The following is a 12,993-nucleotide window of genomic DNA, read 5'->3' as shown; positions in this document are numbered from 1 at the left end:
GTGGCTCGCTCAGCAAAACCAACGCCCAAATGGGCAGCTGAGAACACAGTAGATCACTTAACGAAGCATCTCGGTGTACATTTTGATACCGAGATGCTTCGTCTTGCGTTAACACACCGCTCGTACGCATTCGAACACGACGGACTGCCCACCAACGAGCGGCTGGAGTTTCTCGGCGACGCTGTACTCGGTGTCCTAGTCACCGACTACCTCTACAAAACCTTCCAGGATGAAGCCGAAAGCGAGCTCGCCAAAAAGCGGGCCTCCATCGTCTCTACGGTTGCACTCGCTCACGTGGCCCGAGGCATCAACCTCGGCCCCCACATTTTTTTGGGTGAAGGGGAAATCAGAACCCACGGCGGGAACAAAGACTCCATCCTGGCCGACACGTTCGAAGCACTCATCGGTGCCACCTACCTGTATGCCGGCTACGACGCTGCCTGGGTTATTGTCAAAGACCACGTCATCCCGCTGCTCGAAAATGACGCCGTCATGGGCGCGGGCAAAGACTGGAAAACCCTGGTGCAAATCGCAGTCGACAAACATAACCTCGGTGCCATTGAATACCGGATGCAAGCCATAGGTCCCGATCACGATCGCACCTTTACCGCGACACTGACCGTTGGCGGGGTCGAATACGCCAGCGCCGAAGCTAAAACCAAAAAGGACGCTGAACGACTGGCCGCTTGGCGCAGCCTCAGCGATATTGAGAACCCGCCAGATGCCTGAACTGCCCGAAGTTGAAGTCGTGCGACGCGGGATTCACCAATGGGCCACCAACGCCCAGATCACCGCTGTTGAAATCCTGGATCCGCGCAGCTTGCGCCGCCACCAGCCAGGCTCAGAAGACTTTACGGCCAAACTGGTGGGCCAACAATTGCGTCCTGCCCAGCGCCGCGGCAAATACCTCTGGATTCCATTTGCTGAAGGCTACCAAGCCATCGTGGTGCAGCTCGGCATGTCCGGACAGGTTCTGGTAGCTGACCCCGACCTGCCAGATCGAAAGCACCTCAAAATCCGGATCACGGTCACCTCCGGCGACACCACACGAGAGCTTCGGTTCGTTGATCAGCGCATCTTCGGCGGCATGTACCTCGACACGCTGGTGCCGACCCACGATCACCCTGCACAGCACATCCCGAGCACCGTAGCGCATATTGGCCGCGACCCACTCGATGAACACTTTGACCTCGAGGCGATCTTCCGAGCGTTACGCAAACGCAAGTCCAGTCTCAAGCGGGCCCTGTTAGATCAATCACTGTCGTCAGGCATTGGCAACATTTATGCCGATGAGGCGCTCTTTCGAGCCGAACTGCACTTTGCCCGACCCACCGAGACGCTGACTCGCAAGGAAGTCTCCAGGGTGTATCAAGCTGCCGAACAGGTCATGAGATTAGCGTTAGCGCAGGGTGGAACCTCATTTGATGCGCTCTATGTTAACGTAAGTGGAGAATCAGGGTACTTTGAACGGTCCCTGAACGTATACGGACGACAAGGGCAACCGTGTTATCGCTGCCAGGATGCTGGCGTGGAAACACTGATTACGCGCAGTAAATTTATGAACCGGTCTTCATACTACTGTCCGAAATGCCAACCGGTGCCTCGCCGAGCGCGCTGGTGAAAGGGTTTATACTCGTGTATGACCGTGTGACCATACAGAAAGAAGCTGCCTAGTAATGCGCAAACCGCCAACGCCGAAGCGAGCTGGCCGCGTACGCCTGCCACGGCGCGGCGCTGCCTGGTCCATTATCGGCTCCGTAGCGTTGGTAACTGGTGCAACGGTGGCAGCGGCTTCTGGGTTTTCTGCACAACTGGCCCAAGACTTCGATACCAACAGTGAGACCATCGAGACCGGCATCGATCACTCGGTAGAAGCCTTTGAAGATGGCGAAATGAACATCTTGGTATTGGGCTCTGACGCGCGAGAAGATGAAGCAGCTGAAGAGCAGCGATCAGACACGATGATGCTCGTCCATATCCCTGAATCGCGGGATGAGATGTTTGTCATGTCGATTATGCGCGACCTATGGGTAGAAATCCCAGAAGTTGGCATGTCGAAAGTCAACGCTGCGCAGTCACACGGTGGCTATCCAAAAACGATTGAAACCGTTGAAGGTCTGACCGGGGCTGATATTGATCACATGGTCATTGTTGATTTTGATGGCTTCAGCGAACTCACCACCGCGCTGGGTGGTGTAGAGATTGATAATGATATGGCCTTCTCTGCAGGACAGGTGCACCCGTCGTATTATCCAGAGGGCAACATTCGTTTGGAGGGTACCGACGCGTTGCGGTTTGTTCGTGAGCGCAAGGCGTTCACAGATGGCGACTACCAGCGGGTCAAGAACCAGCAAAAATTCCTCACCGGGCTCGCGAGCCAGGTCTTAGGCTCCGAAACACTGACCGACCCTTCAAAGATCTCGGGCATGGTCAGCTCATTTAGCCCGTATTTGACGGTGGATGAATCACTCGATGCCGAAACGTTGGTGGGCTACGGCATGTCCATGAGTGAATTGCGACCATCAAATATCACCAGCTTTACGATTCCGAACGCAGGCACCGGCACGACTGCGGGTGGCGCGTCGGTCGTGTGGCCCGATGAAGAAGCACTAGTAGATATCCGTAGCGCGATGGATGAAGGCACCATGGCCGACTACGTTCAAGAACTAGAAGAACGAGCTGAAAACGAAGAACTCGAAGGTGCAACGGACGAATCCGGTGAGCAAGTCACAGCGGAACCGGGAGAAGAAGTTTCCCAGTGACCCGCCGTTTGCTCCTTGTCACACACTCGTATTCTCCTGAATCCACCGCGCCCCAGCGTCGCTGGAAAAAATTTTTAGTCGGACTTACCCAGGCGGGATGGCAGGTTGAGGTGCTCACCCCACCGGCTGATCCACGCTATGTTGATGCATCACAAGATGCCGAGCCGTACCTGACGGTTCGGCGAACCCCGGATGTCAGTTTCCTACCGGATAGTCGCGTCGGACGACTCGCACGAGCAGTCATCCATGCAGCAGCCGCGGTTCCGATGTCGATGACCACCGACACCGATGTTGTTGTTGCCACGGTGCCTGCGCTGCCAAACTTGGTCGCTGGACGGTTGATTGCCTGGGTTAAGGGCGTGCCCTACGTGGTTGAGATGCGGGATGCATGGCCGGACCTGATTTTCGAATCTGCCAGTGGCGGCAAAATTTTTGGCTCAATAGTCGCCGAAGCCATCACGCGAATCCAGCGATCCGCAGACCAACTCGTCACCGTCACCAAAGGGTTTGGCCAGACCCTCGCGCAACGCGATATGCCACCTGTGGAGGTAGTGTCTAACAGCCGATCAATTGAGCACATACCGGTGGTAGCAGCACGTACGCGCCAACCCGGTGAACTCAACGTGTTGTACCTGGGCAACCATGGCGAGTCGCAGCAGTTAGAACTCGTCATTGAAGCAGCAAAGCTGGCCCGCCAGGAGAATCCAGATATTCGGGTTCGTTTCGTGGGGGAGGGCACCCAAAAACCACTCTTGCAGCAGCTGAATGCTGCAGCCGGCAATCCGGTTGAAACGCTGCCAGCCTCCTTTGGCAAACAGACGACCCAGCACTACCAGTGGGCAGATACATGCCTGGTGACACTGCGTGCTGACTGGGCAAGTTTCGCTCACACAGTTCCCTCCAAGACTTATGAACTACTGTCTTATGGCAAACACGTCACCGGAATCGTATGCGGTGAAACGCAAGCCATTTTGTCACAGGCCGGTGATCACGAAATTGTCGAAGACAATGCTCGAGCACTGGCAGACACATGGCTTCGCCTCGCAGCAGACCCGCAGTCCACTCCGACCCAAGATGCCGGTCGTGCCTGGGTAGCGGAACACGCATCCGATACGGCACAAATCGAGAAACTGGATTCAGTCTTGCAACGAAACGTACATGAACACAAAGCACCGAGTCTTTTGAAACGATCGACAACCGCAGCTTCTATTTCAGCGACCGCAGCACTCGAGCATCTGAAAAACAACCGGGCCCTCTTTGGTCTGCTTGTGCTGCGCCGCTTGCCGCAGCATCTTCGGGAACCGATCGCTAACGCTGCCTCACAAGTCCGTGGTGGCCCGTTGGATACTGTTTCTGCGGTGGGCAAGGCTGTTGCCGGACGAACTGACGAACTCAAAGACCAAGCAATTGAACTGCTGGGTAAGCGGGGATCCGACCGGAAGATTGTTGATTACGCACGGGTGTTCATCGCGCTGGGCGATCTAGACACCGCACAGTGGTTATTAGAACGCGTGAGGCCAACCACCAAAGGTTTGAAAGCTGCACGGGCCTGGATGGCATGGACCTGCGGCAGCATGGAACAAGCCGTTGAACTCATGCAGACGGCAGAACGGGAACGCAAGACCGTTGCACGATGGTCTTCTGAGTTAGCAAGCTTCCAAGGCGTAAAACCACAGCTTGAAACGATCACGAGCTATAAACCAATCACAAACCGCGTACTGCACGTGCTGACCAACTCTCTGCCACATACTCCTTCGGGATATGCACAACGCTCACATTCGACCATGCTGGCGCTTCAAGAACTCGGCTGGGACGTATCTGCTGTGACACGTATCGGGTGGCCCATCACGACCGGTGCGTTGTTGGCCGAGTACCACGACGTTGTTGATGGCATTGGCTACCGCCGTTTACTTCCAACGCAGCTGGAAGCGCATTTTAGCGAACGACTCCAGCAGAACGCAGAAATGCTGCTTGAGCACGTCCTCGAGAAACGACCGGCCATGCTGCACACCACAACGCACTGGATTAATGCCGTCGTCGTGGAAGCCGTAGCAAAAGCAGTCGGTATCCCATGGATTTACGAGGTACGTGGCCAATTAGCCGATACGTGGGCCTCTACGCGTGCCGATGATGCTGTGAATACCGACTACTACCGGTTGTTTAAGGCTCGCGAACAGGATGCCACGCTCGCTGCCGATGGTCTTGTGACCCTGGGTGAGCAGATGAAGCACAGCCTCGTGCAATTTGGCGCGAATGAAGACGAAATCGTGCTGACGCCAAATGCGGTCGGCGGACAATTCCTTGAAACCCCAGGGGAGACCACACGAGCTCGAATAAAACTCGGACTTGATCCAGAACTCGAGTACGTAGGTACTGTCAGCTCACTCGTGCCGTATGAGGGTATCGAAACCGTCGTCGAAGCTGCCGCCACCCTCATGCAAAACAGATCAAAACTGCGCCTGCTCATCGTTGGCGATGGCACAGCACTCCCGAACATTATCGAAACAGCAAAAAGATTCGGGATCGCTGACAAAATATTTACTCCGGGCCGTGTTGATCGAGACGAATCTCACCTGTATCACCAAGCTCTCGATATTTTCGTTGTGCCAAGAATCTCGACTGAGGTCACAAGAACCGTGACTCCGATGAAATCTGTGGAAGCCTCAGCCAGTGCCAAACCGGTCATTGCTTCGGACTTGCCTGCTTTATCGGAACTGGTAAACCACGGTAAAACTGGTCTGTTGGTACCTGCTGAAGATCCGGTAGCCTGGGCTGAAGCGATCGGCAGTTTGCTCGAGGATCCACAGCGTGCCCAGCAGATGGGAAATGCCGGCCGGGAATGGGTACTGGAAGAACGTACCTGGCAAGCAAATGCCGCGAAATATAACGAGTTGTACGAAAAGATCTTATTATCTGAAGAACAAAATACTTTCTGAATTGCTTAGGCAGTCTCACCATTCGTTGTTTTGACTTATAATGGACTGCTGGATAACTTTGAGTCTTTGTCGACTTGGGTTACATAACGGGTCGTTTTATGCCGTGAAAAGGATAGTGAATGTCGAACATTTCCAGTGTTGCCGTGATCGGTCTGGGCTATATCGGTCTGCCGACTGCCGCGATCTTGGCCGATAATGGTCTGCGTGTACACGGCGTAGACGTCAACCAGCACACCGTCGATGCCATTAATGCCGGCAGTGTGCCGTTTGTGGAACCAGAGCTTGGTGATTTCGTTGAACGCAACGTCACTGCCGGTCGCTTGACTGCTTCGACAGACACCCCTGCCGCAGACGCATACATCGTGGCCGTTCCCACCCCGTTTATGGCGGATAAGACCCCGGACCTGTCATATATCGACTCCGCCGGCCGGACGCTGGCTAGGCAGCTCACTGGTGATGAACTGGTGATTCTGGAATCGACTTCTCCTCCGGGCGCTACGGACCGGATGGCGGATGTCATCCTTGCAGAGCGCCCTGATCTGGCAGAAAAGGGCACGTTGCAGTTCGCCCATGCTCCAGAGCGTGTGCTGCCCGGTCAGGTCATGCGTGAGCTGGTGACCAATGACCGTATCATTGGTGGCTCGACCCCAGAGGCTGCTGAGCGGGCGGTGGCGTTGTACCGCACATTCTGTGAAGCTGAGTTGGTGACGACCAATACTCGGACTGCTGAGATGTCGAAATTGGTGGAGAACTCCTTCCGCGACGTGAATATCGCGTTTGCTAATGAGTTGTCGATGATCAGTGACGAGATCGGCGTCGATGTCTGGGAGGTCATTGAACTTGCCAACCGTCACCCGCGAGTGAATATTTTGCAGCCTGGTCCAGGTGTTGGTGGGCACTGCATCGCGGTGGATCCTTGGTTTATCGTTGCTGCTGCCCCGGATACCGCGACGATTATTCGTAGTGCTCGTGAGATCAACGATGCCAAACCCGAGTGGGTGGTCCAGCAGGTCAAAGCTGCGGCCTTCGATGTGCAGCAGGAAACCGGTCGTGCGCCGGTTGTGGCGACATTGGGTCTTGCGTTCAAGCCAAATATCGATGACCTGCGTGAATCACCAGCGTTGAATATTACCGAAGCACTGTCGGATCAATTCACTGCATCAAAGATTCTCAGCGTTGAACCGCATGTTGATGAGCTGCCAGAGCGTCTGCAGAACCGCGATAACCTCACGTTGACTGAAGTCAATGAGGCCATCGAACGTGCCGACATCATCGTGCTGCTTGTCGACCACGCAGCCTTCGCTGATCTTGGACCTATCGCGTATAAGAAACGCGTTATCGACACCCGCGGCCAATGGCGCACAAGCAAGTAGACTGCTCCAATATGACCAAGAATCTTGAAGAAGCAAGCATCGAAATTCTCCAGCAGCGACTGTTAGAAGAAGTCGATGCACAGCAACGTCTCCAAGACGAACTCAAGAACGCCTTGGAAAACGAACGCGACCTCCGTTTGGAAAACGACCTGTTGTGGGTATATCTGCAACACAAGCAACCAGCGCGAGTAAGCGATGCGAAAGCTCTCTTGTCCAGGCTTGTAGACGGGTCAGAACTTGCAAACGAACTGCAGCAGACCGGCGGCGCAACAAACCGAAAGAACCGCACGCTGAAGCAGAAAGTCCGTGGAGGCCTCGGCAAACTGCCTGGTGTCCATCGGGCGTACCACGGACTTAAAAATATCGGCAAATAGTGTGTGCTAAACGCACCGTAATCCCACAGAAGGTGTCGCATTCATGGCCTTGTCTCCAAAATCCTCTGTTCGTCGATTCGACGTATTGCAGAAGCGCCTGGATGAACTCGAGGCCCAACAAGAGACAGGCACGCAGCGTAAGCACACATACCGCAATTTAGAGCGCCTAGGTGATCTAGAACGGATTGCAGCCGTCCAGTCGCATCAAGTGACTGAGCGTTTACAGCACGCGTTTACCGCGCCGTCTGGAGACGAGTTACGTGCCGCGATGCTTGAACAGATTACGGAGCTACCGCCAACAAGTAGTGGGATCGCGAATAGACCATTCACGACGAAGATTGGAATCATCTCTGATCTTTTTCTTTTTAAGAGCTTTGACGGTCTAGCTGACTTCTACCCAATTTATCCGGGCAACTATGCGCAGCACGCTGACATTGATATATTGCTGCTGGTCTCGACCTGGCGCGGTGTCGATGACGTGTCGTGGAAGGGCGTCACAACAAAGAGCAGTGAAAAACGAGCTTTGCTCTTCGACGAGATCCTTCCTTTTTATCGGCAGCTTGATATCCCGATCGTCTTTTACTCGAAAGAAGATCCGCCGAATTATAATCACTTCCTGCCATTTGCACAGCAGGCAGACTACGTTTTCACCTCCGCAGCAGAGATGATACCGAAATACCAGGCAGACTGTCCTGATGCTCGGTCCGTCGATGTTCTGCCTTTTGGCATCAATCCGAAGAATCATTCGCCCATTGGGAGTCAACAGGGGAGCCTGAATCGCGTGGTCCCTTTCGCAGGGTCGTGGTTCAACCATAAATACGAAGACCGGAGCCGGTGGGGTGGCGACATCCTCGATGCCGTGGTTGCGTCCAAGAACTACGATTTACTGGTGTTTGATCGAAACTCCTACCTCGATGATTCGAGGTACAAATTCCCAAACCGATTTGCACATAGTGTGACCCCATCAATTGATCACCAACAGCTCCTAGATATCCAACGGGTCGTTGATGTCAGTGTCAATTTGAACTCTGTGCAGAATTCCTCATCGATGTTCGCAAATCGGGCTATTGAGCTGCAAGCCCAGGGAACGTTTGTGCTGAGCAACTATAATGTCGGCCTGAACTCACGGTACCCCCACGTACATATCAGTAATGGGTATACGGACACTCTGGCAGCACTGGATCGGTTGAAGCCAAAAGATGTTCGCGAAGCGCAAGCGGCTGGTATACGGGCTGTGTTCTCTCGTGATTTAGCAATCATGCGCGTAGCCAAGATCATTGAAACAGTCGGCCTCGACGCGAAGGTAGCGGAGCCACGAGTTACAGTCGTGCATCACGACCATGATGAACATCTGGCACAAGCGATTGCCCAGCAGACGTATGGCAACATCACTAGCGTCGTCGACTCGTCGGAAAGTCGGTCAACTACAGAGTTGGCAGAGCGTGCTGACATCGTCGTGCATATGGGCACGGAACATGAATATGCTCCCACACACGTGGAAGATTTGGTCAACGCGTTCCGTTATACCGACGCTCTCACAGTGGAAAAGGTTTCACCCTTTAACCCTGCAGATTCTTCATCACGGCACTCCTACATGGTTCCTGTGAAGACAAACAGTCTGGGGGCCGAATTCCTAGGTGAGATCCCGCATGGCATCGATCCTCGACCGGGTTATCAGATCGATGAGGTCGGTGTCAGCGCTCGACATGAAAGTATCGACGTGGCCCCTCGGAAGACTAGAGCGAGGCCCCCAATCCTTTCAGTGGTCGTACCGATCTATAACAATGGGCCGCATCTTCTGCACAAGTGCATCGCGTCGCTTCGTCGTTCCAGCATTTTCGAGCAAATGGAAATCGTGCTTGTTGATGATGGTTCAACTGATATCGAAACGATTCATGCTATTGAGAAGCTCGAACGTGAGTTGCCGTGGGTAACCGTTCACCGGTTTGAAGCAGGCGGTTCAGGAAGCGCCTCTCGGCCTAGGAACAAAGGCCTCGAAATCGCCTCATGCGAATATGTGACGTATTTGGATCCAGACAATGAAGCGCTCAATGACGCGTACGTCAAGCTGCTGCACACAGCTATCGAATCTGGCGTAGATTTTGCAGTTGGCGACATGACTCGGTGGCGTGGCGCAAATAGTGCCGTGCGTTATACGAAATTCCTTCAAACCCGGTTAGACATAGAAGGACACGTAGCCTCAGGCGGACGCCAAGCGTTAGTCGACATGCAGTTCATGCCAATTAGCATCCAAGCGCTTGTGGCTCGCACTGACTGGTTGAGGGGCACTGGCATTACGCAGCCCGTCGGGGCAGTAGGACAGGATTCGTACTTCTTCCAACAAATGCTGTATTACGCAGACCAATTCGCGATCGTGAAAATGGCAGCTCATACGTATTATGCGCAAGTCGAAAATTCTGTGGTGAACACAGTGAACGCGAAGTTCTTCGACAAGTATTTGCCACTGGAGCGCGCCCGAAGTGAATGGCTATCCGAAGTCGGTTTACTGGATGAGTACCGCCAAACTCGTATGGAAACATTCTTTACCGGTTGGTATTTACGCAAACTAGCAGACGTGCCCGAAGACCAGCGTGCCCGAGCGGTGACTACGATCGCGGAGCTCGGGCGAATGTATGGTGACCACGAATGGGCATCTGAAGAAGCTCAACAATTTTGGAGTGAGACCGTGGGCGAGTCACAACGGCATACTGCGAGCGAGGACAACTAGGTATGGCACGACCAGATTGGGAACGGCAGTATGTTGCTGGCCTACTGACTTCGAACAAGAAGAAGATTCAGGGTTACGAGCAACTTCGATTCTTTTCCTCGATAGCGGGTGAATCCCACAGTGCTGTCCAAGAATTGCTCCTGCACCGTCTCATCGCCCAGCTCGAGAACGTCAGTGATGCGCTGGTCCTCCTGGATACCGTGCGTAGAACAGGGTGGGACAGCTATGCACCACGTGTCCTGGCAAAGATTGCCGATACTGAAGCTGTCCTGCGCGATAGGCCAGAACTCGCTGATTACTTCAAAAGACTTCGGGAGAGCCGGGGGTACACCACCTACTCCATTAAAGATTGGTGTCTGATTGGCGACGGCACAAATGTGCGGATTTCTGGCGCACCTGTGTGGACACGGAATATAGAACACATCGCCGATATTCTGTACGAGTCGGATCTGAACAGAATTCAGATCGACGACATCATCGCCCTCATGGCGCATTACTTCGATAACGACATTCGAATATTTCAGCTTGCCGTGCTCACGTTCTCTAGTGAACATGAACGGTGGGCAGAGATACTTCACCGAGTGTTGGCAGCCCCATATATTGTTATGGACGCAGAACAGAGCCAAAAAGCTGACACGTTCACAGAGACGTCTCCAGCCAATGTGTGGGCGCCACATTGGAACATTACGTTGGAGGCCGATCATCAGGACCGCTGGCGTATTTATGAACAACATACAGCACAGCACCTGCACGGGCTTGGTAGCGAGAAGATATTCGACCAAATTAGCGTGCTCCTTGCGCTGAGCGGGTTACTCAGGGAAGGTATTCAACTAGCTCCTCTCGACGGGGGTCTTGTGCGTGCATTGATCCCTTCGCATCCTATTTGGGGCTTTAGACAACGTGAGTTCTCTGCAGCACGGACCTCCTATCAAGCTGAAGATGTTCGTGCCTTAGCTCTTGGTTTCCTTGAACAATTACCGGCTAGTAGACGAGTCACCGAGTTTCGCTCCCGGTTGGCATTGCACTTTGTTTCGCGTTCATGGCCAACTCGCAAGAGTGCGTCAGTAACTACCGCAGAAAACGGATTCTACAAACAGGTGATCCGAGGGGCTCAACTCTTAGACGAGAATCGCTTCCGTGATGTGCTGGCATACATCAAGGACAACCCACACAGATCTGAACCGGTATTTGAATTCTTCCGTAGCGAAGCAGAAGCCGCGCTAGGGCTCTTTGCAACACTCGATAACCTTCCCGATAAGGTCACTTCTACCACTGTGAGCGCACCGGAAGGGATTCTTTGTGTAACTCATGCGTCTGTTCCTGACCAGACCGGTGGTTATGCAATCCGTGCTCACGGTATCTTGCGTTCACTCCGAGAGCACGGCATCAATATTTCTGCTGTAACTCGTCCTGGTTTTCCCTCGGGAACGCTTACTCAACCAACTAGCGTCGTGGTCGACGATGTTGAGTATCAGCGTCTGTCTGATACGGGGGTGAACCGTAGTCACGGTGAAATCAAATACCTGATGTCGTTCGTGGAACCGTTCAGGCAAGTGTTTGAAGAACGCGGTATCGCTACCGTCCATGTGCGATCGACCTTCTTGATTGCGCTTCCGGCGCTTATCGCAGCCCGCCAGCTTGGTCTCCAGGTTCTGTACGAAGTCAGCGGACTCTGGGAACTGGTGTACCAAGATCGGGAGCACGAATCTAACCTACTCAAGCGCTCTCCATTTGCTGAACTAGCGGAAACAATCACGATGACGAATGCTGATCAACTCGTCGTGATGAACGAAGCCGTTCGCCAGATAGCTATCGATCGTGGTGTGGCCGCCGAAAAGATTCACATTGCCCATAACGCGGTGAATGTTGACAATTTCGTGCCGATGGAATCAGAGCCGCACGAGACGTTTACCATTGGTTACTTGGGCAGTTTTGCAGATTATGAAGGCCTCGACGACTTAGTGGATGTAGTTCATCAACTTAGGACCCAAGGCGAAGCTGTACACGCTCTCATGGTTGGGGATGGCTTACGCTTCAACCACATTCGTTCCAGGATTATCAATGAGGGACTCGAAGAATTCTTTACTCTCACCGGAAGAGTCCCACATGAACAAGTCATGGAACAGTACAAGCTCATGGATGTTTTGGTATACCCGCGAATCTCAACGGGAGCTACTGAAACCATCACCCCGCTCAAGCCATTCGAAGCGCTAGCCCTAGCAAAACCGATAATAGTGAGCGATGTAGCACCGCTCAAAGAAATCGTTGGTAATGATGAACGCGGCATTGTCTTCGAAAGTGGCAACGTACAAGACTTTGCCCGTGCCATTCGCGAGCTTTCTGTCGACAGTTCACTCAGGACAGCGCTCGGCGATGCTGGCCGTCATTGGGTCGTCGAGAATCGGAACTGGGAGAATGTTGTTGAGACGTTTGTAAAAGCGTACGAACACATGCACTGACGCTTCCACGACGTTACGTACTACCTGAGTGGTTTGTTAGTAGCGAAAACTTATGTGAGATCATAAGCTTTATTAGGGTGTTTGCACGCATACGAGAAGATCGGACGGCATAGAGTGAGCAATTTGCGAAATCTCGGTATATCAACAGTTGGGGCTCTATTCGTCTTGGGTGTCTTAGGAACCCTCGCAGCAGCGTCGGGTTGGTGGGTTGTCGCGATTCTTCTCATTTTTGGTGCGATTATCGTGAATGTGACGACGATCCTGTTAGGGCGTGTCTCCTATATGTGCGATGATTTATCGTTCAGAGTGGAGGTATGAGTCATGCTTCTACTTCTCGATATCAGACGCTGACGGATGAACA

The 12,993-nt window shown here is 53.3% G+C and carries 8 protein-coding genes; all 8 read left to right on the top strand.

All coding sequences use genetic code 11. The features are described from left to right. The 8 genes from rnc to ACYVJT_RS12730 all read left to right on the top strand — a co-directional run bounded on the left by rnc (position 1) and on the right by ACYVJT_RS12730 (position 12,632). Positions 1-729, top strand: coding sequence for a ribonuclease III (gene rnc / locus ACYVJT_RS12765; protein WP_343959705.1), 729 nt, complete (start codon positions 1-3; stop codon positions 727-729). Further along, a complete protein-coding gene (mutM, locus tag ACYVJT_RS12760; RefSeq protein WP_343959707.1) occupies positions 722-1,621 on the top strand; it encodes a bifunctional DNA-formamidopyrimidine glycosylase/DNA-(apurinic or apyrimidinic site) lyase in 900 nt (299 codons plus the stop codon). Before rnc ends, mutM begins: the two co-directional genes overlap by 8 nt. A gap of 55 nt (positions 1,622-1,676) precedes the next feature. Beyond that, on the top strand, positions 1,677-2,762 hold the full coding sequence (locus tag ACYVJT_RS12755; protein ID WP_343959709.1) for an LCP family protein: 1,086 nt from the start codon (positions 1,677-1,679) through the stop codon (positions 2,760-2,762). After that, positions 2,759-5,698: a glycosyltransferase gene (locus ACYVJT_RS12750; protein ID WP_343959711.1), complete on the top strand. Its 2,940-nt coding sequence runs from the start codon at positions 2,759-2,761 to the stop codon at positions 5,696-5,698. The genes ACYVJT_RS12755 and ACYVJT_RS12750 overlap by 4 nt, the downstream gene beginning before the upstream one ends. Positions 5,699-5,817: 119 nt before the next feature. Next, a complete protein-coding gene (gene wecC / locus ACYVJT_RS12745; protein WP_343959713.1) occupies positions 5,818-7,071 on the top strand; it encodes a UDP-N-acetyl-D-mannosamine dehydrogenase in 1,254 nt (417 codons plus the stop codon). 11 nt (positions 7,072-7,082) lie between these two features. Beyond that, positions 7,083-7,445 (top strand): hypothetical protein, encoded by a 363-nt coding sequence (locus ACYVJT_RS12740; protein WP_343959715.1) that lies wholly within the window; start codon positions 7,083-7,085, stop codon positions 7,443-7,445. 43 nt (positions 7,446-7,488) lie between these two features. Continuing rightward, complete coding sequence (locus tag ACYVJT_RS12735) at positions 7,489-10,173, top strand: glycosyltransferase (protein ID WP_343959717.1); 2,685 nt, start codon at positions 7,489-7,491, stop codon at positions 10,171-10,173. A gap of 2 nt (positions 10,174-10,175) precedes the next feature. Further along, positions 10,176-12,632 (top strand): glycosyltransferase, encoded by a 2,457-nt coding sequence (locus tag ACYVJT_RS12730; protein WP_343959719.1) that lies wholly within the window; start codon positions 10,176-10,178, stop codon positions 12,630-12,632. The last annotated feature ends 361 nt before the right edge of the window (positions 12,633-12,993 follow it).

The sequence above is a fragment of the Yaniella soli genome (genome assembly GCF_054782375.1).
Note: the sequence above shows the minus strand (reverse complement) of the source record. Positions and strands in the feature narration are given on the sequence as shown.